Source organism: Streptomyces sp. NPDC044719 (genome assembly GCF_056433405.1).
The window spans coordinates 688,439-711,397 of the sequence record NZ_JBWKHE010000003.1 but is presented as its reverse complement, the minus strand read 5'-3'; the positions used below and the strand labels follow the sequence as shown (position 1 = coordinate 711,397).

Here is a 22,959-nt window from a genome sequence, read left to right as displayed (position 1 = left end):
CGCCTTCCCCCCACACGTGAGCAACAGATCGAGAATAGTGCGGGTCCGGGGCGGGGTGACCTGGTCGCCGTCTACGGTTCCGTAACAGGCGGACCCACCTGGTCGAGCACGGTGGACAGGCGTTCCAGCAGCCGTACCGCCTCGCCGAGTTCCGCCTCCCCGAACGCCTCCGCCAGGCGGTCGGCGAAGGCCGCGTGCCCGGGGTCGATCCAGGCGATCGCCGCATGCCCCTCCTCGGTCGCCGCGAGGAGCTTGGCGCGGCGGTGCGCGGGGTTCGGCCGGTACTCGGCGAGGCCGCGCTCCACCAGCAGGTCGGCGATGCGCTGCACGCTCTGCCGGGTGATGCCCATGGCGCGGGCGATGCCGGAGACGGGCAGCGGCTCGCCGAGGACCGCGCCGAGCACCTGCCACCAGGCGGCGGTGAGCCCGGCCGGCCGGGCCAGTTCCTCCGCGACGGCGAGGAACTGGCCGTTGAGCCGGAACACCCCGAGGGCGCTGCGGCTGAACAGGTCCTGACGCTCCCGGCTCACAGGGCGCCGGCCTTCTCCAGCACCGCGTAGGCCGCCGCGTCGGAGTCATGGAACAGCCGGTACCAGGCCTCGAGCACCTCGCCCTCGTAGACCCCGAGCAGCCGGAGGATCTCCCGGGCGAAGGCGACGGGCTCGGTCGGGCCCGCGGTGACCAGGGGGCCGTCGGTGACGGCGTCGGTCTCGACGTAGCGGCCGCCGCCCGCGTAGCCGGTCGCGGCCAGGTAGAAGGAGACCGCGCTGGTGTGGTCACGGTCGTCGAGCAGGCCCTCCCGGGCCAGTCCGGCGGTGGCCCCGCAGATCGCGGCGACCGGCACGCCCGCTTCCAGGAAGGCCCGGGCCTTGCGGGCGAAGGGCGCGAGGTCGTCCGACGTGTCCCAGAGGTCGGCGCCCGGGAGGATCAGCAGCGCGCTGTCCTCGGGGCGCACGTCGTCCAGGGCCGCGTCGGGCTGGATGCGCAGTCCGCCGGTGCTGATGACGGGGGCCGTGGACGGGCCGACCGTCCGGATGGTGTGGCCGGCGCGGGCGAGCTGGGCCGTGGCGTGGCCGGTCTCCCAGTCGGCGAGGGTGTCGTAGACGGCGAGATGGACGGGCTTGCCGCTCATGGCTCCTCCTGGAGGTCCGAGTATGACAATATACTGTCTAATCGACAGCATGTTGTCAATAGCTCCCCTGTACGACATCTCCCCGTCGACAACCTGTCGCGGAAACCCCCGGACCTCACACACGACGCCGATTTCCCGCCCGCCTCCCACGTGCCTACGCTCGCCCGCATGACCCCTCAGCCGAACCCCGAAGCCGGTGCCGCCGTCAAGGCCGCCGACCGTGACCATGTGTTCCACTCCTGGTCCGCCCAGGAACTCATCGACCCGCTCGCCGTCGCCGGCGCGGAGGGGTCGCACTTCTGGGACTACGACGGCCGCCGCTACCTCGACTTCTCCAGTGGGCTCGTCTACACGAACATCGGCTACCAGCACCCCAAGGTCGTCGCCGCGATCCAGGAGCAGGCGGCGAGGATGACGACCTTCGCGCCCGCGTTCGCGATCGAGGCGCGGTCGGAGGCGGCACGGCTGATCGCCGAGCGGACCCCGGGCGACCTGGACAAGATCTTCTTCACCAACGGCGGCGCCGACGCCGTCGAGCACGCCATCCGCATGGCCCGTCTGCACACGGGCCGCCCGAAGGTGCTCTCGGCGTACCGCTCGTACCACGGCGGCACGCAGCAGGCCGTGAACATCACCGGCGACCCGCGCCGCTGGGCCTCCGACAGCGGCACGGCCGGGGTCGCGCGCTTCTGGGCGCCCTACCTCTACCGCTCCCGCTTCTATGCCGAGACCGAGGAGCAGGAGTGCGCGCGGGCGCTGGAGCACCTGGAGACGACGATCGCCTTCGAGGGGCCCTCGACCGTCGGGGCGATCATCCTGGAGACGATCCCGGGGACGGCCGGGATCATGGTCCCGCCGCCCGGCTACCTCGCCGGGGTGCGCGAGATATGCGACAAGTACGGGATCGTCTTCGTCCTGGACGAGGTCATGGCCGGGTTCGGGCGGACCGGTGAGTGGTTCGCGGCCGACCTGTTCGACGTCACGCCCGACCTGCTGACCTTCGCGAAGGGTGTGAACAGCGGCTATGTGCCGCTGGGCGGGGTGGCGATGTCCGGTGCCATCGCGGAGACGTTCGGGAAGCGGCCCTACCCCGGCGGTCTGACCTACTCCGGGCACCCGCTGGCCTGCGCGGCGGCCGTCGCCACGATCAACGTCATGGCGGAGGAGGGCGTCGTCGAGAACGCGGCCCGGCTGGGCGCGTCCGTCGTCGGGCCGGAGCTTCACGCGCTCGCCGAGCGGCACCCGAGCGTGGGCGAGGTGCGCGGCACCGGCATGTTCTGGGCGCTGGAGCTGGTGCGCGACCGGGAGACGCGCGAGCCGCTGGTGCCGTACAACGCGGCCGGGGAGGCGAACGCGCCGATGGCCGCCTTCGCCGCCGCCGCGAAGGGCGGGGGGCTGTGGCCGTTCGTGAACATGAACCGGACGCATGTGGTGCCGCCCTGCAACATCAGCGAGGCAGAGCTGAAGGAAGGCCTCGCGGTCCTGGACACGGCGCTGTCGGTAGCGGACGAGTACACGGAGTAAACAGCTGTAAACCCGTCAGTAACCGACAACCTCGCGCCCCATTCGAACGCGTAAGGTGGCGTGCTCGTAGACATATACGTGCACGCCACCCGAACGCGACGAGGGAGACGCCCTGAGCATGCCCGGCAGGACCGGCAACGGCGCCGTGACGCGCAGCACCCTGCGCCAGCAGATCGCGGACGCGCTTCGTGACGAGGTGCTGGCCGGACGGCTCCAGCCGGGACAGGAGTTCACGGTCAAGGAGATCGCCGAGCAGTACGGGGTGTCCGCGACGCCGGTACGCGAGGCCCTGGTCGACCTCTCCGCCCAGGGGCTCCTCGACGCCGACCAGCACCGCGGCTTCCGGGTCCACGAGTACTCGGCCGAGGACTTCCGCGGCATGATCGAGGCCCGCGACCTGGTCATCGAGGGGATGTTCCACGCCCTCATCACCGGGCAGCGCGCCTCCATACGGACCGACGATCCCCGGGTCGCCGCCACCCTCGCCGGGGTCAGGCGGCGCGGCGAGGAGGCCCAGCGGGCCGCCGCGGCCGGTGACCTCACCGTCCTCATCGGCTACGACCTGCGCTACTGGCGTGAACTCGCCGCCCTCTTCGGCAACCCGTACCTGGGCGACTTCCTGCACCGGCTGCGCGTCCAGACCTGGGTGGGCGCGGTGCAGCATCTGCGCCGCCTGCCCGACCTGCGCGGCGAGCTGTGGGCCGGCCACACCGCGCTGGTCGACGCCCTGGCCGCCCAGGACACCGGCACCGCCCGGGCGATCATCGCCGGCTACAACTCGCACTCGCTCGCCCTGATCCAGCGCCTCTCCTCCTAGGGACTCCAGACAGGCCCTGCCGGCCTGCGTCGCAGCTGTTCGTATGGGTATGGGACATGCACGACAGGAGCCTCTGGCGTGCCGCACCGATACGCTTCCCTGACCACCGTGCTATCCGACGCCACCCGACCGCTGAGCTGAGCGAGGAGCCTTCTTTGGCCTGTGACCTGTGGCTGGTACCGCTCGTCGACGTCTTGTGCCACACGCCGGACAACCCCTTCGCCGAGGAACTCGCGCAATACAACAAGGTGCTCGCCGAGGCCGGGTTGCCGCCGGTGCCGGTGTACCAGTACATGCCCGGCCTGTCCGGCGATGTCGCGCCGGTCGCGGGCTTCGACTACGACGCGCTGCACTTCCTGCGCCGCGCCTATCTGCTCCAGGTGTGCGGCCTGCCGGTGACGCCCGTGGACGAACTCGGCGGCGACTACGAGCAGTTGCTGGAGATGTTCGAGTCGACGGCCCAGCAGTCGCACCTCGTGTGGCACTACGACCACGCGGGCGCGTACGTCCCCGTCGACTTCCCCAGCCCGCTCGCCGACGACGATCTCCTCGCGGGCGGCGGCCCGCTGGGCTCCTCGCACGCCCTGCTGCGGGAGCTGGAGACGGTCGCCCCCGCCCTCGGCATCGACCCGGCCAACCCGCCGGCGGCGCCCCAAGCGCCGCCGACCCCCACGGAGCTGGAGGAACCCGCCGCCCCCGCGCCGTACGACCCCAGCCCGTTCGCCCGCGAGCGGCACGTCTGGCTCGGGCTGCACGCGGCGGTCACACGGAGCCTGGCGCAGGGGTCGATGATCGTCTTCAGCTGAGTGCCGGCGTCAACGCAGCTGGGACAGTCCCTTCTGGAGGTCGTCGCTGTTCATGATCGGACAGACCTCGACGTCGGCGTTGAGCTCGTTGAAGAACGACTCCAGCGCGGGAGGCAGCTGAGAGCTGTCCTGCATGTCGAAGACCATGAAGCAGGTCCTGCGACCACCCATGGGCCCGAAGTAGGCGGCCTCCGGCTTGAGCCTCTCCATGGCCTCCTGCATGATCTGCGGCATTTTGCCGCCCCGGATGACCTCGTTCGCCTTGTCCGTTTCGAGCGTCGCCTTGAGCATCACGCGCATAGCACTCACTTCTTCTGTCTCGGGGTGGTGTCGTGGTGGATGCGGCGCATCGCAAGCTCAGACTATGACCCGATATGCCCGGTACGCCCTGTTGTTGCTCCATCGGTGGCAGGGGCCGTCGAGGGCAGGGCGGGGGCGAGGCGAGGATCAGCCCAACTACACGCAGGAGGAAGTGCGTCCATGACGAGTTGGCGGATGTGCTGCGCCAGGGGAAGCGCGACTCGCCCGTCAAGGCGGTCAAGCTGCTCCGCGAGCGCACCGGCATCGATCTGGCCGGCGGCTATCACATCGTCCAGGAACTGACGGCACAGCTCGGCCGGTGACCGCGGATCACACTCCCGGTCACCGGCCGGGGCCGGAGGCGTCCTACAGGAACGAGTTGATCTCGATCGTCTCGTCCCGGCCCGGGCCCACGCCGATCGCGGAGATCGGGGCGCCCGACATCTCCTCCAGCGCCTTGACGTAGGCCTGGGCGTTCTTCGGCAGGTCGGAGAAGGACTTGGCCTTGCTGATGTCCTCGCTCCAGCCGGGCAGCATCTCGTAGACCGGCTTCGCGTGGTGGAAGTCGGTCTGGGAGTACGGGAGCTCCTCGACGCGCTTGCCGTCGATCTCGTAGGCCACGCAGACCGGGATCTGCTCCCAGCCGGTGAGGACGTCGAGCTTGGTGAGGAAGAAGTCCGTCAGGCCGTTCACCCGGGTCGCGTAGCGGGCGATCACCGCGTCGAACCAGCCGCAGCGCCGGTCACGGCCGGTGGTGACACCGCGCTCGCCACCGATGCGGCGCAGCGCCTCGCCGTCCTCGTCGAAGAGCTCCGTCGGGAACGGGCCCGCGCCGACACGGGTCGTGTAGGCCTTGAGGATGCCGATGACCCGGCTGATCTTCGTCGGGCCCACACCCGCCCCGGTGCAGGCGCCGCCCGCGGTCGGGTTGGAGGAGGTGACGAAGGGGTACGTGCCGTGGTCGATGTCGAGGAGCGTGCCCTGGCCGCCCTCGAAGAGGACCACCTTGTCCTCCTCCAGGGCCTGGTTCAGGACCAGGACCGTGTCGGCGACGTACGGACGGAGCTTCTCGGCGTAGGCCAGCAGCTCCTCGACCACCTGGTCGACGGCGATCGCGCGCCGGTTGTAGAGCTTGGTGAGGACCTGGTTCTTGATGTCGAGGGCCGCCTCGACCTTCTGCGTGAGGATCGACTCGTCGTAGAGGTCCTGCACACGGATGCCGACACGGTTGATCTTGTCCGCGTAGGTCGGGCCGATGCCGCGCCCGGTCGTGCCGATCTTGCGCTTTCCGAGGAAGCGCTCCGTCACCTTGTCGACGGTGACGTTGTACGGCGTGATGATGTGCGCGTTGCCGCTGAGGAGGAGCTTGGAGGTGTCGACACCACGCTCGTTCAGACCGCTCAGCTCGGAGAGCAGGACCGACGGGTCGACGACGACGCCGTTACCGATGACCGGCGTGCAGCCGGGAGACAGGATTCCGGAAGGGAGGAGGTGCAGTGCGTACTTCTGGTCACCCACGACCACCGTGTGGCCGGCGTTGTTGCCGCCCTGGTAGCGCACTACATAGTCCACGGATCCACCGAGCAGGTCGGTGGCCTTTCCCTTGCCTTCGTCACCCCACTGAGCACCGAGCAGCACAAGTGCGGGCACGCGCGTACACCCCTTCCGGGCGGGGCATGTCCATGGTCGAGGGCGAACGCGGCGGTGTACCACCGTGTGCACCGCGACCGCCGTTGGCCGCCAACCGTCGGACCGGATGCCCCGGAATAGACGAAGCCCCTGGCGCAATAGCGCAAGGGGCTCTTGCACAAAGATGCTACCCGAGGAAGCGAGGCATGGCCGAGGTGGCGACTTCCGCGACGTCCGAGCAGCTGCTGGTGGTCATCGACCATGTCGCCCGTCGGTCGGACGGCGAGTCCGTCCGGATCGCGAAAGACGTGCTCAGCGCGGGTGCCGCCATGAAGGTGTGCCTGCCGGAGGGGCCGGACGAGTTCGCCCGGGCGCTGGCCCGGCGGGGCTCCCGGCGCCCCGTGGTGGTGGGCGACGACCGGGCCCTGATCCGCGCGGTGTCGCTGCTGCACCGGCATCGGGAGCTGGCCGGATGTGCGCTGTCGGTGGTGCCGGTCGGTGGCGTGCTGTCCCTCGCGAGCTCACTGGGGGTTCCGACGGGGACGGTGGCGGCGGCGCGTGCGGTGCTCGACGGGGTCGAGCGGCGGATGGACCTGATGGTCGACGACAGCGACGGGGTGGTGCTCGGCGCGTTGCGCATACCGCCCCTCTCGCCCTTCCCGGCGGCCGAGGGCGGGACTTCTCAGACCGAGGACCCGGAGACGGCGACGGGCCGCCCGTGGCTGCGGACCTGCCAGTCCCTGGTACGGACCCTGGTGCCGGCCGGCCGCCCGTCCCGGCTCACCGCCGCACCGGAGCCCGGGCCGTCCCGGCTGCGGGTCGAGGTGGACGGGGAGACCCTCGTCGACCTGAACCAGCCGGTGGAGGCGGTGTCGGTGGCGCCCGGCCCCGCGGGGATCGCGTCGGTGGAGGTCCGGCCGGTGTCGGTCGGCGCCGAGGCCTCTCCCCTGCTGGCGCAGGGCCGCACGGTGACCGTCTCGGGCGCCCACTTCCGCTACCGGGCGGACACGGTCGTCTCGGGCCCGGTGCGGACCCGGACGTGGAGGGTGCGGGAGGGGGCTTGGGGGCTGACGGTGCCGGCGGGGTCGTGAGTCAGCCCTCGGTTTCGTCCTCCCCGGGGGCCTGGAAACCGGCGGTGTCGAGGGTGCAGCCGAACGGGTCCGGGATGTCGAGCTTCTCCCCGAAGGGCTTGGAGAGCCGGAGCTCGTATCCCTTCGCCGACGGGGACCCGTGGACGATGGCCTGCTGCTCCTGCATGTCGAGGATCAGGTAGACGGGGACACCGGCCTTGCCGTAGACCTCGGCCTTGTCGGTGAGGTCGTCGGTCCGGGTGGAGGGGGAGGTCAGCTCGGCTACGAAGGACAGGGCTTCGCCGTCGAGGTGGTTGCTTGTGGTCCGGTGAGCATGACGGGGGGCTGCGTGGATGCCGGGGCCGTATGCGGTCTCAGAGCCGGGAAATACGTACAGGAAGGGCCCGTAACTGATTCTGTGCCCTCCGGGCAGATGCGGCCGCAACTGGTCACAGACCGACTCCATGACGTCGAGGTAGTACCCCTTCGACCACGGCGACACGACGATATTCCCCCTGACGACCTCGGCCTTGTAGCCGTCGGGCACGTTCAGCTCGTCGAGGACGTCCAAAAGTGTCATGATGCGCCCTCCCCTTCGACACGGACCAGACACCACTCAGTGCAGTCGGATGGTCACTCCGGCCCGAACGTCTTCTCCCGGTGCACCCGCCAGCGCTCCATCATCGACTCGACCTCTCCCTGGAGGAACTCGAAGAACGCCAGCGTCTCGGACATGCGGCGGCCGGCCGGAGTGGCGGCGCCGAGGCTGGTGACGCCCTCGCGCAGGGCGCTTTCCCAGCGCTTGAGGACGGCCTCGCGGTTGGTCAGGGCCTCGTACCACTGGTCGCCGCGCACCCGGTAGCGCTCCCGGCGCGAACCGGGCTCCCGTTCGCGCGAGACCATGTGCGTCTGCGCCAGGTAGCGCACCGCCCCGGACACCGCCGCGGGGCTGATGCGCAGCTGGTCTCCCAGTTCGGCGGAGGTCATCGAGCCCTCGTCGGAGGCGAGCAGCGCGGTGAAGACCCGGGCGGGCATCCGCGGCATCCCGGCCTCGACGAGCTGCGCCGCGAAGGACTCCACGAACCTCGACACGGCCTCCGCGTCCCGGTCGGCTCCGGCTGATTCCGTCATGTGATCCATCCTAGCCACGATTCATACGCTTCCTTAACTTCACAAATTTCTGAAAGAAGCGTACGTTCTGAAGCATGACGAAGGCCATCACCGTCTCCGGACTGCACAAGTCCTTCGGGCGGACGCACGCACTCGACGGGCTCGATCTGGAGGTCGCCTCCGGCGAGGTCCACGGCTTCCTCGGCCCCAACGGCGCCGGGAAGTCCACCACGATCCGTGTCCTGCTCGGCCTGCTGCGCGCCGACTCGGGCGCCGCGCAGGTGCTCGGCCACGACCCGTGGACGGACGCGGTCGAGGCGCACCGCCGTATCGCCTACGTCCCGGGGGACGTGACGCTGTGGCGCAACCTCTCCGGCGGCGAGGTCATCGACCTCTACGGCCGGCTGCGCGGCGGGCTGGACTCCCGGCGCCGGGCGGAACTGATCGAGCGCTTCGAACTCGACCCCACCAAGAAGGGCCGTACGTACTCCAAGGGCAACCGCCAGAAGGTCGCCCTGGTCGCCGCGTTCGCCTCGGACGTCGACCTGCTGATCCTGGACGAGCCGACCTCGGGCCTGGACCCGCTGATGGAGGAGGTCTTCCAGCGCTGCGTCGCCGAGGAGCGCGACCGGGGCCGCACGATCCTGCTCTCCTCCCACATCCTCAGCGAGGTCGAGGAGCTGTGCGACCGGGTGAGCATCATCCGCAAGGGCCGTACGGTCGAGACCGGATCGCTCGCCGATCTGCGGCATCTGACGCGCACCAGCGTCCTCGCCGAACTCGCGGGCCCGCCCAACGGACTCGCGAACCTGCCCGGCGTCCACGACCTCGACGTGCGGGGGCGCCGGGTCCGGCTCCAGGTCGACACCGACCGGCTGGACGGCGTCCTGCGGTCGCTGAGCGAGTCGGGTGTGCGGTCGCTGACATCGACGCCGCCGACACTGGAGGAACTCTTCCTGCGGCACTACCAGGACGAGGCGGCCGAGGCGGACGAGGCGGCGGCCCGATGACGACCTTCGCGGTGCGGCCCGGCACCTCACGCCAACTGGCCGGCACCGGCACGCTGCTGCGGTTCGCGTTGCGCCGCGACCGGCTGATGATCCCGGTGTGGATCGGGGTCAACGCCCTGATGGTCCTCTCCATGCCGAACACGCTGGAGGGCCTGTACGGCACCCCGGCCGAACGCGCGGACCTGATCCGGCAGATGGCCACCAACTCCTCGCTGCGCGCGATGATCGGCCCCGTCTTCGACGACTCGATCGGCGCCCTGACGGCCTGGCGGGTCGGCGTCTACGCGGGCGCCCTGGCCGCCGTGATGAGCCTGCTGGTCGTCGTACGGCACACCCGGGACGAGGAGGAGAGCGGCCGTCAGGAGCTGGTGGCGTCCGGGATGGTGGGGCGCCGGGCCTCCCTGACGTCGGCGTTGCTGGCGGCGGCGGTCGCGAACGCGGTGCTGGCGCTGCTGGTGACGGCCGGACTGGCCGGGCAGGGTACGGCCGGGGCGCTGGCCCTGGGCCTCGGGATCGCCGGGGTCGGGATGGTCTTCGCCACGATGGCGGCGATCGTCGCCCAGCTCACGGAGAGCGCCCGGCTGGCCCGTGGGCTGACGGCGGGCGTGCTGGGTGCCGCGTTCGTGCTGCGCGCGGCGGGCGACTCGGCGACGGACGACGGCTCGTCGGTACTGACGTGGCTGTCCCCGCTCGGGTGGCTGGAGAACCTGCGGCCGTACGCGGACGAACGCTGGTGGGTGCTGGCGCTGCTCGCCGGTGCGGTCCTGCTCCAGGGCGCTGTCGCCTACGGGCTGGCCGGGCGCCGGGACATCGGCATGAGCTTCCTGCCCACCCGGCCGGGCCCGGCCGCCGGCCGGCTGGGCAGCGCGGGCGCGCTGGCCTGGCGGTTGCAGCGGGGCGGTGTGCTGGGCTGGAGCATCGGCTTCCTCCTGGCCGGGGCCGTCTACGGCGGTATGACCGAGGGCGCGGCCGACCTGGTCGGGGAGAACGCCAACGCCCGGCGGATCTTCGAGCGGATGGGCGGCCAGTCCGGCCTGACGGACGCGTTCCTGGCGTCCATGGTCGGCATGCTGGGTCTGGTCGCGGCCCTGTACATCGTGGCGTCGGTGCTGCGTCTGCACGGCGAGGAGACCTCGGGCCGCGCGGAGCCGGTCTTGGCGAACGCGGTCGGCCGCCTGCGCTGGGCCGCCGGGCACCTGGCGATCGCCTTCGGCGGTTCGGCGCTCCTCATGCTCCTGGCCGGCCTGGGCTTCGCCGTCGGCTACGGCAAGGAGACCGGCCCGATCCTGGGGGCGTGCCTCGTTCAGCTCCCGGCGATCTGGGTCATCGGCGGCCTCACGGTCCTGCTGATCGGCGTACTGCCCCGGGCAGCGGCGGCGGCCTGGGGCGTCGCCGGGGCGGTGCTGCTGATCGGCTGGGTCGGACCCGCGCTGGACATGCCGCAGGCGGTGCTGGACGTGTCTCCCTTCGGCCATCTGCCCAAGTTGCCGGGCGGGGAGATGGAGTGGGGGCCGGTGCTGCTCCTGCTGGGGCTGGCCGTAGTGCTGGTGGCCGCCGGCCTGGCGGGGTTGCGGCGCCGGGACATGACGACCTGAGCGGTGGGGGAACTGCGAAGCGGCCCGCGTACGTCCATCCGGGGCATGGGAGAACGTACGCAGGCCGCGGCCGGTTGCCTGACCGCGGCGGTCGGCGCGGGCGCGGGACTCGCGGTGTGGGCCGTCGACGTCCAAGAGCGCCTCTGGCGGTTCGAGGCGGCCCCGGACTGGAGCGTGCTCTACGCCGAACTGCCGCTGGCACTCCTCGGCGGGGTCGCCGCCGCCCTGGCGGCCTGGGCCCTGGTCCGGCGTCTCAGACCGCGACGCTGAGCCCCTCGAGACCCCGGATCACGAAGTTCGGCTTCCGCCGCGGCTCCTCGGCGAGGCGGAGTGCCGGGGCCTTCTCCAGCAGGGCCGCCATCGAGGCCGCCAGTTCGATCCGGGCCAGCGGCGCGCCGATGCAGTAGTGGATGCCCGCGCTGAAGGAGATGTGCGGGTTGTCCGTGCGGGTCAGGTCGAGGCGGGCCGGGTCCGTGAAGACCGCCGGGTCGTGGTTGGCGGAGCCGAAGAGCAGGGCGATCTCCGCGCCGCGCGGGATCGCCGTGCCGGCGATCTCGATCTCGTCCAGGACCCAGCGTTCGAAGAGCTGGAGCGGGGTGTCGTAGCGCATCAGCTCTTCGACGGCGGAGGGGATGAGGGTGTGGTCGGCGCGCAGGGCCGCCAGTTGGGCCTCGTCGCGGAACAGTGCGTACCAGCCGTTGACCGTGGAGTTCACCGTGGCCTCGTGGCCGGCGTTCAGCAGCAGGACCGCCGTCGAGATCATCTCCTGCTCGGTGAGGCGGTCGCCCTCGTCGTGTGCCTCGATGAGGCCCGAGATGAGGTCGTCGCCCGGTTCCTTGCGGCGGGCCGCGATCAGTTCGCGCAGGTAGCCGGAGAATTCGACCGACGCCCTGACCGCCTTCGCCGCCGTCTCCTCGGACGGGTTCAGTTCGTACATCCCGCAGATGTCCGCCGACCAGGGGCGCAGCGGGGCCCGGTCGGACTCCGGAATGCCGAGCATCTCGGCGATCACGGCGACGGGGAGGGGCTCTGCCACGTCCTTGAGCAGATCTCCTCCGCCGGCCTCCGCCAGCGCCGACGCCAGGTCCTCGGCCAAGCCCCGCACATACGGCTTCAGCCGCTCCACCGTGCGCGGCGTGAACGCCTTCGACACCAGGCGCCGGATCCGGGTGTGGTCCGGCGGCTCCAGGTCGAGCATCCCGTGGTCGTTGAGCGTGTGGAACGGCTCCTGCTCGGGCGGCGGCGCCGTCCGGCCGAACTCCTCGTGTGTGAAGCGGTGCTGGTAGGTCCGGCCGAGGCGCCGGTCGCGCAGCAGGGCCGAGACGTCCGCGTGGTGCGGGACGAGCCACTGGTTCGTGGGCTCGTAGTAGTGCACGCGGCCCTGGGCACGCAGCTCGGCGTAGGCGGGGTACGGGTCTGCGAGGAACGCCGGGTCCCACGGGTCGAAGGCAAACATGCCGGGACGCTAGCCCCACAGACCCCTCACTGACCAGGGGTGTTCCTTCACGCTGTCGACTCGATCCGGCGATGTGAAGATCGTTAAGCTGGTCGTGCCGCCTGAGCGGCACAGCCTTCGTTAGGAAAAAACTTCATGACACAGCAGCGAGCCAAGCTCCGCACCCGCGTCCCCGCCCGTCTGGCCGCCTCGGCCGTGCTGGCCCTGTCGCTGACCGCCGGCGCGGTCGCGACCAGCGCCCCGGCCGCCACCGCCGCCGAGATGCCGTGCAAGCCGAAGGTCTACTACTACGTCTACAAGGGCAGCGGGATCAACTTCCGCACGGGCGCCGGCACCGGCTACGCGTCCAAGGGCATCCTCCACAAGAACGACTGGGGCAAGAAGCTCGCCACCAAGGGCTCCTGGATCAAGCTGAAGCTCGGCCAGAAGTCCAAGAGCGGCATCGCCAAGGGCACCACCGGCTGGGTCTCCAAGTCGTACGTGAGCGACTGCGTGCCGATGCAGCTGGACTGATCCGGTCCCTCGCCCCGGGGCCCGAGGGCCTTCGGGGCGACTCCCCCGGCTCGCACCGGCTAACCGGGCGTCACCAGCCGCGCCTCGTAGGCGAACACCGCCGCCTGGGTGCGGTCCCTGAGGCCCAGCTTCACCAGGATCCGGCTGACATGTGTCTTGATCGTCGACTCGGCGACCACCAGCCGCTCGGCGATCTCCGCGTTCGAAAGCCCCTGAGCGATCAGGACCAGCACCTCCGTCTCCCGCTCGGTGAGGTCCCCGTACGCCGCCTGAGCCGAGGGCATGAGACGCGGGGTCTCGGAGAGCTTGGAGAACTCGGTGATCAGACGCCTGGTCACCGAAGGGGCCAGGAGGGCCTCACCGGCGGCCACGATCCGCACCCCGTCGGCGAGCTGGCGGGCCGAGGCGTCCTTGAGGAGGAAGCCGGAGGCTCCCGCGCGCAGCGCCTGGTACACGTACTCGTCGAGGTCGAACGTGGTGAGCACCAGCACCTTCGCCGCGCCGTCGGCGGCGACGATCTCGCGGGTCGCCTCGATGCCGTTCAGCTCGGGCATGCGGATGTCCATCAGCACGACGTCCGGGGCGAGTTCGCGGACCTTCGCGACGGCCTCCCGGCCGTTCACCGCCTCGCCGACGACCTCGATCTCCGGCATCGCGTTCAGCAGGACCGAGAAGCCCTCGCGCACCATCATCTGGTCGTCCGCGATCAGCACGCGAATGGTCATGCGTCACCCTCGTCCGGCAGGGCGACGGGCAGGAACACCGCCACCTCGTAGCCTCCGTCGTCCGTCGCGCCCGCCGTCATCTCGCCGTTGAGCATCGACACCCGCTCCCGCATGCCGGTGATGCCGTGCCCGGCGCCGGGCGAGGGTTTGATCAGGCTCGGGTTCGGCGGCGGGCCGTTGACTATGCGCAGCCCCAGCCCGCCGAGCACGTAGCCGATCTCGACGCGGGCGGTCGCGCCCGGCGCGTGCCGCAGGGTGTTGCTCAGCGCCTCCTGCACGATGCGGTACGCCGACAGCTCCACGCCCTGGGGCAGTTCGCGCACCGCCCCGGTCACCGCCTTGTCCACGGTGAGCCCGGCGTCCCGCACATTGGCCAGCAGCCCGTCCAGCTCGGCGAGCGTGGGCTGCGGGGCGTCCGGGGCCTCGTAGTCCTCGGCGCGGACGACGCCCAGGACGCGGCGCAGTTCGGTCAGGGCCGCCACCGCGTTCTCCCGGATCGTGGCGAAGGCCTTCTCCAGCTCCGGCGGCGGGTTCTCCACCCGGTAGGGCGCGGCCTCCGCCTGGATGGCGACGACCGACATGTGGTGGGCGACGACGTCGTGCAGCTCGCGGGCGATCGTCGTGCGCTCCTCCAGCAGGGTGCGGCGGGAGCGCTCGTGCGCGGTGACCGTCTGCTGGGCGGTGACCTCCTGCACGGCGTCCCGGCGGATGTGCCGGACGGTGACGCAGAGCAGGATCAGGGCCGAGAGGATCAGCATGGGCCCGGAGTTGCTGCCGTACATGGAGGTCGGGCCGATGCCGCTGTCCGCGACGATGGCGTACAGCGCCGTCAGCACCCACATCCACCCGGCCGTGCGCGGCCTGGTGCGCATCGCCACCACCGTCAGCACGGTCAGATGGCTGACGAAGCTGCCGGCCGCCCAGGGCCATTCGAACCAGCGGCTGCCGAGCACGGTCACGACCGGGGTGGAGACCATGGACGCCCAGAAGGCCCCCACCGGCCGCACCATGGTCAGCAGCACCGGAACGGCGCAGAACAGCCCCATCAGCGCGGCGGGTCCGCCGGAGTCGACGGTGGCGAAAGCCACGGAGACCAGGGCCGCCGCGACGATCAGGGCGTGCGGCGTCCAGGCCGCGTACTCGCGCAGGCGGCCGGGCAGCCGCCGGGCGATCCGCCCGTCCGTGTGCCGGGCCGGCAGCGGCCGGTAGGCGAAGGCGTCATGGATCAGGTCCTGCCGCAGCCCGCGCAGGGAGTCCACCGCCACCCGGTACTCCGGGCTGTGCGGCTTGGCCCCGTCCCCCGGCGGCATGGTCTGGATGTGAGTCGTCTCGGTCACGTACAGAAAGGTAGGCGCACCCCCGGGTCCCGGTCGTCCCCAGTGAGAGGGGTTCCTCGGCCTCCCTCTCAGGTACTACGGGGACGGGGGCGGCCAATCCAGGGCCGGTGCCTCAGTATCCCGACGGCCGCACCAGCCCCGACTCGTACGCGAACACGGCCGCCTGTGTCCGGTCCCTCAGCCCCAGCTTCACCAGGATCCGGCCCACGTGGGTCTTCACCGTCTGCTCGGCGACGAAGAGGTGCCGGGCGATCTCGCCGTTCGACAGGCCCTGCGCGATCAGGGCGAGCACCTCCGTCTCCCGCTCGGTCAGGTCGCCGATGCGTTCCTTGAGCGGGGCGCGGGGCCGGTCGTCCAGCCGGGAGAACTCGGCGATCAGCTTGCGCGTGATGACCGGGGCGAGCAGCGCCTCCCCGGCCGCCACCACCCGGACCGCCTCGGCGAGCTGCTCCGACGACGCGTCCTTCAGCAGGAACCCGGAGGCCCCGGCGCGCAGCGCGTCGTACACGTACTCGTCGAGGTCGAACGTGGTCAGCACCAGCACCCTGATGTCCGGGTGCGCGGCCGTGATCAGCTCGGTGGCCTCGATACCGCCGACCCCGGGCATACGGATGTCCATCAGGACGACGTCCGGGGCGGTCTCGGCGGCCTTGGCGACGGCTTCCGCGCCCTCCCTCGCCTCGCCGACGACCTCTATGTCGGGCTGGGTGCCGAGCAGCACGGTGAAGCCCTGCCGGACCATCGCCTGGTCGTCGACGATGAGGACCCGGATGGGTTTGCCGCTGCCGCTCGTCATGGGGATCCTGCCTCGGGGTCGGGGAAGTGGTAGGTGATCCGGTCGGTGCCCGGTGCCGGGTCGGCGGGCGGGGTGTCCGGGAGGAACGCGGTGACCTTGAAGCCGTCCCAGTGCCACGGGTGGGCCGTCATGGTGCCGCCGAGCATGGCGACCCGCTCCCGCATGCCGAGCAGTCCGTGCCCCGCTCCCGTCGAGGGCGACGCGGGCCCGGTCGGCCGGGAGTTGACTATCTCCACCTCAAGACCGTCCGACTGGTACGTGAGACGGACCTTGGCGCTCGCGCCGGGCGCGTGCCGCAGGACGTTGCTCAGGGCCTCCTGCACGATCCGGTACGCCGACAGCTCCACACCGGGCGGCAGCGGACGCCGCTCGCCGTGGATCTCCGTGGTGACCTCGCGGCCGGCCGCCCGGGTGTTCTCCACCAGCGCGTCGAGCCGGTCGAGGGTGGGCTGCGGTGCGTGCTCGGCGGTGCCGGTGCCGCCGCCCGGGCCGAGGGGCGTCTCCGCCGGCCCGGGGTGCTCCGAGCGCAGCACGCCCAGCACCCGGCGCAGCTCGGTCAGCGCCTCCAGGGCGTTCTGCCGGATGCCCGCGAGGTTCTCCTTGAGCTCGTCGGGCGGGTTCTCGACGAGGTGCGGGGCGACCTGCGCCTGGATGGAGATGACGGACATGTGGTGCGCCACCACGTCGTGCAGCTCCCGCGCGATACGGCTGCGCTCCTCCAGCAGGGTGCGCCGGGTGCGCTCCTCGGCGGTGAGCGTGGTCTGCTCGACGAGTTCCGCGCGGGCCTCACGGCGGCCGCGCAGGGCGGTGCCGACGAGCACGACGATGGCGGACAGCGGGATCGCGATCGCGCCGGTGGCGTCGTAGCGCACACCGGCCGACCACCAGCCCTGGAGGACGGAGGTGAGCACCACCGTCACGGCCAGCGCCTCCACCGCCGCGCGGGTGCGCACGCGCAGCGCGAGCAGCAGCAGCACGAACAGGTGGGAGATGATCCCGGCCGCCGTCCAGGGCCAGGTGTAGGTGTCGCCGTCGGAGCCCAGTCGGCTGTGCAGCACGGCGGCGCCCAGCACCCAGCTCACCGTGGACAGCCACCACCCCGGGACCGGCCGCCACATCCCGAGAATCATGGCGCCGGCCTGCCCGCCCGCGACCAGGAACGCCGCTCCGGGGTTCAGATGGCCGTTGTCCACCATGTCGCCCATGGCCCCGACCATGACGCCGAACGCGGCCAGGCACACCAGCCCGTGCGGCAGCCAGCGCAGCCAGGTGGAGGGCGGCAGCGGGTCGGCCCGGACCGTCCACAGGTCCTCGCGCAGCGACCGCAGCCAGCCCCTGACGCGCGCTCGCGGCGCGCGGCCCGCCCCCGTGTCCGTCACGCGGCCCAGCCTAGACATGGCGGGCCTCCGCCGCTGTCCCCCGGCCGGACGGACGGTGCGCCCGCACCACCCGCGACCGTCGGCCCGGTCGGCCACCCGGCGCGCCCCGCCCGCCGCCCTGCTCGCAGAACCGGAAGGCGGCCCAGCAGACCGCGAGGGCCAGGCCGAACACGGGAAGCCACAGAAGTCTGGCCCCGACCCAGTCGAGCCCGTCGGGCCGTGTGTGCAAGCCGGGGAGCCGGCCCGCGAGCAGGCCGGTGGCCGTCGTGGCCATCAGGGCCGTCTGGTGCCACAGGAAGATGGTCATCGCGGAGAGGTTGACGAGCGCCACCGCCGCCCAGGCCACCGGCCGGCGCATCGCGCGGCGCAGCCGATCGCGCAGCAGCAGGGCGAGGCCGCACTGGGCCAGGCCGAAGGTGACGACGGCCAGCGTCGGCGGGTCCAGGTTGGACATGCCCTCGCCCGGCACGCCGACCATCGACGCCGGATAGCCGGCGAAGGCGACGAGCACGGCGGTCGCCGCCGCACCGCAGCCGAGCAGGACCCAGCCCGCGCGGCGGCCCTCCAGCTCGCCCCGGGTCCAGGCCGCGCCCAGGGTGTAGGGCACCATCCAGCCCGCCGCCACGTTCACCCAGCCCAGCCAGGAGGGGCCGCCCAGGCCGAACCGCACCAGGTCCACGTGCAGTACGACGGCCAGCGGCCACAGCGGGGTCAGCCGGGTCAGCAACGGAGTCGCCGCCGTCAGCGCCGCGAACACCACCAGGAACCACAGCGGGGACAGCGCCAGCTTCACCAGCGTGCGGACCGTCCCGAACTCGGCGCCCGACAGCAGCAGGGCGAGCGCGGCGATCGTCCACAGGCTGAGGACGGCCGCGACCGGCTTGAACAACCGGGTCAGACGGCCCGTCAGCCAGCGGTGGTACGGGACGCCCCCGGCGCGGGCGGAGGTGTAGCCGCGTGTGGCGACATGGCCGCCGACCAGGAAGAACACGGCGAGCGTCTGGAACAGCCAGGAGACGGGCGTCAGCCAGGGCATGTCCCTCAGCGGACTCGCCGTGCGCAGGGCGCGGCCGTCGGAGACCAGGGCGGTGACCAGCCAGTGGCCGAGGACGACGCCGAGCACCGCGGCGGCGCGCAGGGCGTCCACGGCCCGGTCCCGGCTGGCCGGGGTGGCCGTACCGATGCGGTCGGCGCCGTGGAGCACCGCGTGCCGGATACCTCGTACGCCGATGTCAGCCATGGGTCACCGCCTTGGTCTCGCCCAGGACGATCCGGGTCAGGTTGGTCAGGGAGGCCGAGCCGGGCCTGAAGTAGTCGCTGTGGCCGCCGTCGCCGGCCGCGAAGACCCGGGCGCCGAAGGCCGGGGAGACGGGGTCGGTGCCGAAGCCGACGGTGGTGCCGAACAGGTCCGCGCTGAGGTGCGGGACGTTCGCCACCCAGTCGTCGCCGCCGCGGGCCGCCCAGACGCGGGCGCGGGTGCGCAGCCCGGCGGCGGAGTCCACGCCGGTGCCGGGGCTGCCGACGAACGCGAGGTCGTCGACGGCGAGCCCGGCGGCGGCCCGCCCGCAGACGACGGAGCCGTACGAATGGCACAGCAGCGAGACGCGCGGTCCGTCGCCGGTTATGGCGCGCAGGCCGGCGACCAGGGCGCGCAGCCGCGGGGCCGCCTGCTCGGCCCTGCCGGTCGTCGTGACCGTCGTGCTGACCGTGCCCGGCGTCTCGTAGCCGAGCCAGGCCACCACCGCGGTGCGCGTGCCCGCCGGTGCCTGCCGGACGAGCTGTCCGTGCAGCGCGGCGGCGGCCGCGTGGAACCGGCCGTAGGTGTCGAGGCTCGTGTCGGAGCCGGGGACCAGGACGGCTATCCGGTCGGCCCGGCCGAGGTCGCCCAGCACCTCCGTCACCTGGCCGGAGCCACGGCCGTCGAAGGCGAGGAGGTGCCGGTCCGGGGCTGCCAGCGAACGGTCCGTCGCGGCCCGGGCCCGGTCGTGATGGCCCGCGGCCATCCGGGCCGCTTCGGCGGCGTTGGCACGGTTGGCCGCGTAGGCCTCGTCCAGCGTCGACGCGCTGAGCGGAGCGAGCGTGGCGGGTGCGGGAGCGGGGATCTCCGGCCGCACCGCCCCGGAAAGAGGGAGAACCACCGCGCCTGTGACGAGAGCGGCGAGCGCGGCACGACGCCATCGGCCGACGCGGCGCCGCACGCCACCACCATCGCGGCCTCCGCCACGGCCCCCGCCGCGGTTTCCGCCGCGGCCCCCGTCGTGGCCTCCGCCGCGATCTCCGCCGCCGTCGTCTCGGCCGCAGTCGCCTCGGCCGCCGCCACGGCGGTACCTCGATGCGAACCCCATGGTCGTCCCCCTCCAGCGCACCCGGCCATCGGGTCTGCACGGATGGGAAGTTACGGAGCGGGACTCGTCGTCCGCGTCCCACCGGGGAACTCACCTGCGGGGTAGCTCTCAGGTACTACGGGTATGCCCGGGGGCCCCTCTAAGGGTGCGGCCAGGAAGGCCCCTCACCAGGCAGGAAGGCCCCTCACCAGGCCAACTGCTCGATCTCCTCCGCCACGACGGCACACGCGTCCGCCGCCGGGTCGATGAGCGGGAAGTGCCCCACGTCCTCCAGCAGCGTCACCCCCACCATCTCCCCGGCCTTCGCCGCCGCCTCGGCGTACGACTCGGCGACCATCTGCGGCACATCGAGGTCCGCGCGGCCTTGGACGAGGGTGGTGGCGATGCCGGTGGGCAGCAGCAGCGCGGGGTCCGCGTGCGGCTGCCGCTCGGCGAAGTACTCGTCCCCGCCCAGGAGTTGGCGCACGGCTCCGCCGCACACGTCCAGCTTGTCGGCGACCGTGAAGTCCGCGATCGGGGCCAGGGCGACCACGCCCCGCAGGGCCGCCGGGCCACCTGTGCGCCAGGGCGAGCCGGCCGGCAGGACGTGCCGGGCCGCACCCCACAGCGCGAGGTGTCCGCCCGCCGAGTGACCGGTGAGGACCATGCGGCGCGGGTCGGCCTGCGGCAGGTGTTCCCGTACCAGCGCGGGCAGGGCGTCCAGCGCGGCGGCCACGTCGTCGAAGGTGTCGGGCCAGCGGCCCGCGAGGGAGTCCTCACCGCCGCCGCACCGGTACTCGGCACTGGCCACGGCGAATCCGCGACGGGCGAGGAAGTCCGCGAAGGGGCTGATGTGACGCCGGTCGTACGGCGCCCGCCAGGCACCGCCGTGCAGCACGAGCACGACCGGGGCGGGCCCGCCCGGGCCGGCCTGACCGCGCGGGGCATAGAAGTCGATCACCTGGTCGGGGTGGTCGCCGTAGGCGGCGGTGGCGTCGGGACCGACGGGCTCGTGGGAGAACGCCGACTTCTCCTCGGCAGCGGCCCGTGCTGCTGCGACGTCGTCCGTCATGCTCCAACCTTCCAGCGAAACGTACGGGCGGACCAGACGAGAAGCCGGCCGTTGGCCGGGACGGTACCAGGCACGTGACATGCGCGGACACGTGGATGTCACGCTGGGTGAAGATCGGGCGGTTCAGCCGTTTCCTTGCGTCTACGGCGAGTTGGTGACGAACGGCGAGTCGGGAACGAACGGCCCCCGCAGCGGCAGGGGCCCTCCGTCACCGGCGGCCGTCGTCACGGGCGGCCGTCGTCACGGGCGGCCGTCGTCACGGGCGGCTCACCCCAGCGTCCCCGCCAGCACCCGCGCCGCCCGCTCCACGTCGGCGAAGCCCACGTACAGCGGCGTGAACCCGAAGCGCAGCACGTCCGGCGCCCGGAAGTCGCCGACCACACCCCGCTCGATCAGCCGCTTCATCACGTCACCGGCGTCGCCACAGCGCAGGGCGACCTGGCTGCCGCGCTCCGCGTGCGCCACCGGCGTCAGGCACTCGACCCTGCCCTCCGGCACGTACTCCGCCACGCATTCCAGGAAGAAGTCCGTCAGCGCGAGGGACTTGGCCCGCACCGCCTCGACCGGCACCCCGTCCCACACCTCAAGGGCCGCCTCCAGGGCGAGCATGGAGAGGATGTCGGGCGTGCCGACCCGGCCGCGCGGCGCACCGGAGGCCGGTTCATAAGCAGGACGCATCCCGAACGGCTCGGCGTGGGAGTTCCAGCCGGGCAGCGGGGAGTCGAAGCGGTCCTGGAGCTCCCGGCGCACATACAGGTACGCCGGTGAACCCGGCCCGCCGTTCAGGTACTTGTAGGTGCAGCCGACCGCCAGGTCCACCCCGTGCTCGTCGAGCCCCACCGGCAGGGCACCCGCGCTGTGGCACAGGTCCCAGACTGCGAGTGCCCCCGCCTCGTGCACGGCGGCCGTCAGCGCCGGCAGGTCGTGCAGCCGGCCGGTGCGGTAGTCGACGTGGTTGAGAAGGACGGCGGCGGTACGGCCGGACAGCGCGCCCGGCACCTGAGCCGGTGTCACCGGGCGCAGGGTGCGGCCGGTCATCCGCGCCGCCGACTCCGCGATGTACCCGTCGGTCGGAAAGGTCGTGGCGTCGACGAGGATCTCGTCGCGGTCGTCCCCGGCGAGGCGCACCGCACCCACAAGTGCTTTGAAGACATTGATACTTGTCGAGTCGCCGACCACGATCTGGCCCGGGGCGGCCCCGACCAGCGGGGCGATCCGGTCACCGATCCGCTCGGGCGCCGTCCACCAGCCGCTCTCCTCCCAGGACCGGATGCGCAGCTCGCCCCACTGGCGGCGTACGACGTCCTCGACCCGGCCGGGGACGACGGCCGGCAGCGCGCCGAGCGAGTTGCCGTCGAGGTAGACCACATCGTCGAGGACGAACTCGGCGCGCTTGCCGCCCAGTTCGTCGACGGCGTCCAGCTTCTCGGCCCTCATCGCCAGTTCAGACATAGGACCGCGCCGTCCACAGCTCGGGGAACACGTTCTTCTGCGCGCGCTTCTCCAGCCAGGCCACCCCGGCGGAGCCGCCCGTACCGGTCTTGGAGCCCATCGCGCGGCGGGTGGCGACCAGGTGGTCGTTGCGCCAGCGCCACACCAGCTCGGCCACGTCGCTCAGCGCCTCGCCCAGCCGGGCGACCTCGTCGCTCTCGTCGCCCGAGTAGACGGCCGTCCAGGCCGCCTCCACCTCCGCCGACGGCTCGTAGCGCTTGGCCACGTCACGCCGCAGCACGGCCTCCGGGATGTCGTACCCGCGCCGCGCCAGCAGCCGTACGACCTCGTCGTACAGGCTCGGCTCGTGCAGGGCCTTCTCCAGCTCGGCGTGCACGCGCGGTGCGCCCCGGTGCGGGACGAGCATGGACGCGGACTTGTCGCCGAGCAGGAACTCCATGCGGCGGTACATCGCCGACTGGAAGCCGGAGCCCTCGCCGAGGGCGCTGCGGTACGAGTTGAACTGGGCGGGCGTGAGCTGGGCGAGCGGCCTCCAGGAGGCGTTGAGCGCCTCCAGCTCGCGCACGGACCGCTTCAGCGCGGCGGTCGCGGTGGGGATGTCGTCGCAGCGCAGTGCCCGTGCGGCCGTCTCCCACTCGTGGACGATGACGGTGAACCACAGCTCCATCACCTGGGTCGTCACCAGGAAGACCATCTCTCCCGGGTCGTCCGAGAGGGTGTGCTGGAGGTGGGTGAGCACGTCCGCCTTGACGTAGTCCTCGTACGGCGTGGTGCCCTGGAAGTCGAGATGCGGGGTCTCGGGCTCGTGAGCCTCAAGGGACATCGCTGTCTCCTGCTTATTACTCCGGGTAGCGGTCCGCCCCTGCCGAATCCGACACGGGGGCCCCGGTCCCCACGGGCATCTTCCGCAAT

25 protein-coding genes are annotated in these 22,959 nt (G+C 71.9%); 9 read left to right on the top strand and 16 right to left on the bottom strand.

All coding sequences use genetic code 11. The features are described 5' to 3' along the window. Window positions 1-71: 71 nt before the first annotated feature. Window positions 72-530 (bottom strand): MarR family winged helix-turn-helix transcriptional regulator, encoded by a 459-nt coding sequence (locus AC07DF_RS14755; RefSeq protein ID WP_478970572.1) that lies wholly within the window; start codon window positions 528-530, stop codon window positions 72-74. Then, on the bottom strand, window positions 527-1,132 hold the full coding sequence (locus AC07DF_RS14750; RefSeq protein WP_478970571.1) for a DJ-1/PfpI family protein: 606 nt from the start codon (window positions 1,130-1,132) through the stop codon (window positions 527-529). The genes AC07DF_RS14755 and AC07DF_RS14750 overlap by 4 nt, the downstream gene beginning before the upstream one ends. A gap of 168 nt (window positions 1,133-1,300) precedes the next feature. On the opposite strand from AC07DF_RS14750, the gene AC07DF_RS14745 reads away from it, so the two are divergent. The 3 genes from AC07DF_RS14745 (at window position 1,301) to AC07DF_RS14735 (ending at window position 4,279) form a co-directional block, all read left to right on the top strand. Next, window positions 1,301-2,656, top strand: a complete 1,356-nt coding sequence (locus AC07DF_RS14745) for an aminotransferase class III-fold pyridoxal phosphate-dependent enzyme (RefSeq protein ID WP_478970569.1) — start codon at window positions 1,301-1,303, stop codon at window positions 2,654-2,656. A 118-nt stretch (window positions 2,657-2,774) separates the two neighbouring features. Further along, window positions 2,775-3,473 (top strand): GntR family transcriptional regulator, encoded by a 699-nt coding sequence (locus AC07DF_RS14740; RefSeq protein WP_478970567.1) that lies wholly within the window; start codon window positions 2,775-2,777, stop codon window positions 3,471-3,473. 155 nt (window positions 3,474-3,628) lie between these two features. Further along, on the top strand, window positions 3,629-4,279 hold the full coding sequence (locus AC07DF_RS14735) for a hypothetical protein (protein ID WP_478970565.1): 651 nt from the start codon (window positions 3,629-3,631) through the stop codon (window positions 4,277-4,279). A 9-nt stretch (window positions 4,280-4,288) separates the two neighbouring features. Here AC07DF_RS14735 and AC07DF_RS14730 read toward each other — a convergent pair whose 3' ends face one another. After that, window positions 4,289-4,579, bottom strand: coding sequence for a DUF3303 family protein (locus tag AC07DF_RS14730; RefSeq protein ID WP_478970563.1), 291 nt, complete (start codon window positions 4,577-4,579; stop codon window positions 4,289-4,291). 188 nt (window positions 4,580-4,767) lie between these two features. Here AC07DF_RS14730 and AC07DF_RS14725 point away from each other — a divergent pair, with 188 nt between their 5' ends. Beyond that, on the top strand, window positions 4,768-4,902 hold the full coding sequence (locus tag AC07DF_RS14725; RefSeq protein WP_478970561.1) for a hypothetical protein: 135 nt from the start codon (window positions 4,768-4,770) through the stop codon (window positions 4,900-4,902). 43 nt (window positions 4,903-4,945) lie between these two features. Here the strand turns inward: AC07DF_RS14725 and AC07DF_RS14720 are convergent, their stop codons facing one another. After that, window positions 4,946-6,229 carry an adenylosuccinate synthase gene (locus AC07DF_RS14720; RefSeq protein WP_189725730.1) on the bottom strand — a complete coding sequence of 428 codons (1,284 nt, stop codon included), beginning with the start codon at window positions 6,227-6,229 and terminating at the stop codon, window positions 4,946-4,948. Between the two features lie 185 nt (window positions 6,230-6,414). Between AC07DF_RS14720 and AC07DF_RS14715 the strand changes: the two genes are divergently transcribed. Then, window positions 6,415-7,299 carry a diacylglycerol kinase family protein gene (locus AC07DF_RS14715; RefSeq protein WP_478970559.1) on the top strand — a complete coding sequence of 295 codons (885 nt, stop codon included), beginning with the start codon at window positions 6,415-6,417 and terminating at the stop codon, window positions 7,297-7,299. Window position 7,300: 1 nt separating this feature from the next. Here the strand turns inward: AC07DF_RS14715 and AC07DF_RS14710 are convergent, their stop codons facing one another. After that, entirely contained in the window at window positions 7,301-7,858 is a 558-nt protein-coding gene (locus AC07DF_RS14710; RefSeq protein ID WP_478970557.1) for a Uma2 family endonuclease, read from the bottom strand. A 53-nt stretch (window positions 7,859-7,911) separates the two neighbouring features. Continuing rightward, window positions 7,912-8,409 carry a GbsR/MarR family transcriptional regulator gene (locus tag AC07DF_RS14705; protein ID WP_478970555.1) on the bottom strand — a complete coding sequence of 166 codons (498 nt, stop codon included), beginning with the start codon at window positions 8,407-8,409 and terminating at the stop codon, window positions 7,912-7,914. 74 nt (window positions 8,410-8,483) lie between these two features. On the opposite strand from AC07DF_RS14705, the gene AC07DF_RS14700 reads away from it, so the two are divergent. Genes AC07DF_RS14700 through AC07DF_RS14690 form a run of 3 tightly spaced genes read left to right on the top strand, consistent with a single transcriptional unit; the run spans window position 8,484 to window position 11,263 of the window. Beyond that, window positions 8,484-9,398, top strand: coding sequence for an ABC transporter ATP-binding protein (locus AC07DF_RS14700; RefSeq protein WP_478970553.1), 915 nt, complete (start codon window positions 8,484-8,486; stop codon window positions 9,396-9,398). Next, window positions 9,395-10,993, top strand: coding sequence for an ABC transporter permease (locus AC07DF_RS14695; protein WP_478970551.1), 1,599 nt, complete (start codon window positions 9,395-9,397; stop codon window positions 10,991-10,993). The genes AC07DF_RS14700 and AC07DF_RS14695 overlap by 4 nt, the downstream gene beginning before the upstream one ends. 45 nt (window positions 10,994-11,038) lie before the next feature. Then, window positions 11,039-11,263, top strand: coding sequence for a hypothetical protein (locus AC07DF_RS14690; protein ID WP_478970549.1), 225 nt, complete (start codon window positions 11,039-11,041; stop codon window positions 11,261-11,263). On the opposite strand, the gene AC07DF_RS14685 is transcribed toward AC07DF_RS14690, so the two are convergent. Further along, window positions 11,247-12,449 carry a cytochrome P450 gene (locus AC07DF_RS14685; RefSeq protein ID WP_478970547.1) on the bottom strand — a complete coding sequence of 401 codons (1,203 nt, stop codon included), beginning with the start codon at window positions 12,447-12,449 and terminating at the stop codon, window positions 11,247-11,249. The genes AC07DF_RS14690 and AC07DF_RS14685 overlap by 17 nt on opposite strands. A gap of 135 nt (window positions 12,450-12,584) precedes the next feature. Between AC07DF_RS14685 and AC07DF_RS14680 the strand changes: the two genes are divergently transcribed. Then, entirely contained in the window at window positions 12,585-12,962 is a 378-nt protein-coding gene (locus tag AC07DF_RS14680; protein WP_478970545.1) for an SH3 domain-containing protein, read from the top strand. A gap of 59 nt (window positions 12,963-13,021) precedes the next feature. On the opposite strand, the gene AC07DF_RS14675 is transcribed toward AC07DF_RS14680, so the two are convergent. The 9 genes from AC07DF_RS14675 to AC07DF_RS14635 all read right to left on the bottom strand — a co-directional run bounded on the left by AC07DF_RS14675 (window position 13,022) and on the right by AC07DF_RS14635 (window position 22,870). Next, complete coding sequence (locus AC07DF_RS14675; protein WP_478970543.1) at window positions 13,022-13,687, bottom strand: response regulator; 666 nt, start codon at window positions 13,685-13,687, stop codon at window positions 13,022-13,024. After that, complete coding sequence (locus AC07DF_RS14670; RefSeq protein ID WP_478970541.1) at window positions 13,684-15,024, bottom strand: sensor histidine kinase; 1,341 nt, start codon at window positions 15,022-15,024, stop codon at window positions 13,684-13,686. Before AC07DF_RS14670 ends, AC07DF_RS14675 begins: the two co-directional genes overlap by 4 nt. A gap of 112 nt (window positions 15,025-15,136) precedes the next feature. Beyond that, complete coding sequence (locus AC07DF_RS14665) at window positions 15,137-15,820, bottom strand: response regulator (RefSeq protein WP_478970539.1); 684 nt, start codon at window positions 15,818-15,820, stop codon at window positions 15,137-15,139. Next, window positions 15,817-17,217, bottom strand: a complete 1,401-nt coding sequence (locus AC07DF_RS14660; protein ID WP_478970537.1) for a sensor histidine kinase — start codon at window positions 17,215-17,217, stop codon at window positions 15,817-15,819. The genes AC07DF_RS14665 and AC07DF_RS14660 overlap by 4 nt, the downstream gene beginning before the upstream one ends. Continuing rightward, window positions 17,210-18,439 (bottom strand): acyltransferase family protein, encoded by a 1,230-nt coding sequence (locus tag AC07DF_RS14655; protein ID WP_478970535.1) that lies wholly within the window; start codon window positions 18,437-18,439, stop codon window positions 17,210-17,212. The genes AC07DF_RS14660 and AC07DF_RS14655 overlap by 8 nt, the downstream gene beginning before the upstream one ends. Further along, complete coding sequence (locus AC07DF_RS14650) at window positions 18,432-19,337, bottom strand: alpha/beta hydrolase (RefSeq protein WP_478970533.1); 906 nt, start codon at window positions 19,335-19,337, stop codon at window positions 18,432-18,434. The genes AC07DF_RS14655 and AC07DF_RS14650 overlap by 8 nt, the downstream gene beginning before the upstream one ends. 391 nt (window positions 19,338-19,728) lie before the next feature. After that, entirely contained in the window at window positions 19,729-20,595 is an 867-nt protein-coding gene (locus AC07DF_RS14645; RefSeq protein ID WP_478970531.1) for an alpha/beta hydrolase, read from the bottom strand. A 267-nt stretch (window positions 20,596-20,862) separates the two neighbouring features. Then, window positions 20,863-22,047, bottom strand: coding sequence for a kynureninase (gene kynU, locus AC07DF_RS14640; protein ID WP_478970529.1), 1,185 nt, complete (start codon window positions 22,045-22,047; stop codon window positions 20,863-20,865). Beyond that, window positions 22,040-22,870 (bottom strand): tryptophan 2,3-dioxygenase family protein, encoded by an 831-nt coding sequence (locus tag AC07DF_RS14635; protein ID WP_478970527.1) that lies wholly within the window; start codon window positions 22,868-22,870, stop codon window positions 22,040-22,042. Before AC07DF_RS14635 ends, kynU begins: the two co-directional genes overlap by 8 nt. Window positions 22,871-22,959 lie beyond the last annotated feature (89 nt).

What these genes read in the sequence shown, in the direction of transcription:
- AC07DF_RS14665 (WP_478970539.1), bottom strand. Translation starts at nt 15,820, where the DNA reads ATGACGAGCGGCAGCGGCAAACCCATCCGGGTCCTCATCGTCGACGAC.
- AC07DF_RS14645 (WP_478970531.1), bottom strand. Translation starts at nt 20,595, where the DNA reads ATGACGGACGACGTCGCAGCAGCACGGGCCGCTGCCGAGGAGAAGTCG.
- AC07DF_RS14685 (WP_478970547.1), bottom strand. Translation starts at nt 12,449, where the DNA reads ATGTTTGCCTTCGACCCGTGGGACCCGGCGTTCCTCGCAGACCCGTAC.
- AC07DF_RS14695 (WP_478970551.1), top strand. Translation starts at nt 9,395, where the DNA reads ATGACGACCTTCGCGGTGCGGCCCGGCACCTCACGCCAACTGGCCGGC.
- AC07DF_RS14745 (WP_478970569.1), top strand. Translation starts at nt 1,301, where the DNA reads ATGACCCCTCAGCCGAACCCCGAAGCCGGTGCCGCCGTCAAGGCCGCC.
- AC07DF_RS14750 (WP_478970571.1), bottom strand. Translation starts at nt 1,132, where the DNA reads ATGAGCGGCAAGCCCGTCCATCTCGCCGTCTACGACACCCTCGCCGAC.
- AC07DF_RS14655 (WP_478970535.1), bottom strand. Translation starts at nt 18,439, where the DNA reads ATGGCTGACATCGGCGTACGAGGTATCCGGCACGCGGTGCTCCACGGC.
- AC07DF_RS14705 (WP_478970555.1), bottom strand. Translation starts at nt 8,409, where the DNA reads ATGACGGAATCAGCCGGAGCCGACCGGGACGCGGAGGCCGTGTCGAGG.
- AC07DF_RS14710 (WP_478970557.1), bottom strand. Translation starts at nt 7,858, where the DNA reads ATGACACTTTTGGACGTCCTCGACGAGCTGAACGTGCCCGACGGCTAC.
- AC07DF_RS14675 (WP_478970543.1), bottom strand. Translation starts at nt 13,687, where the DNA reads ATGACCATTCGCGTGCTGATCGCGGACGACCAGATGATGGTGCGCGAG.
- AC07DF_RS14660 (WP_478970537.1), bottom strand. Translation starts at nt 17,217, where the DNA reads ATGTCTAGGCTGGGCCGCGTGACGGACACGGGGGCGGGCCGCGCGCCG.
- kynU (WP_478970529.1), bottom strand. Translation starts at nt 22,047, where the DNA reads ATGTCTGAACTGGCGATGAGGGCCGAGAAGCTGGACGCCGTCGACGAA.
- AC07DF_RS14700 (WP_478970553.1), top strand. Translation starts at nt 8,484, where the DNA reads ATGACGAAGGCCATCACCGTCTCCGGACTGCACAAGTCCTTCGGGCGG.
- AC07DF_RS14715 (WP_478970559.1), top strand. Translation starts at nt 6,415, where the DNA reads ATGGCCGAGGTGGCGACTTCCGCGACGTCCGAGCAGCTGCTGGTGGTC.
- AC07DF_RS14635 (WP_478970527.1), bottom strand. Translation starts at nt 22,870, where the DNA reads ATGTCCCTTGAGGCTCACGAGCCCGAGACCCCGCATCTCGACTTCCAG.
- AC07DF_RS14690 (WP_478970549.1), top strand. Translation starts at nt 11,039, where the DNA reads ATGGGAGAACGTACGCAGGCCGCGGCCGGTTGCCTGACCGCGGCGGTC.
- AC07DF_RS14680 (WP_478970545.1), top strand. Translation starts at nt 12,585, where the DNA reads ATGACACAGCAGCGAGCCAAGCTCCGCACCCGCGTCCCCGCCCGTCTG.
- AC07DF_RS14740 (WP_478970567.1), top strand. Translation starts at nt 2,775, where the DNA reads ATGCCCGGCAGGACCGGCAACGGCGCCGTGACGCGCAGCACCCTGCGC.
- AC07DF_RS14730 (WP_478970563.1), bottom strand. Translation starts at nt 4,579, where the DNA reads ATGCGCGTGATGCTCAAGGCGACGCTCGAAACGGACAAGGCGAACGAG.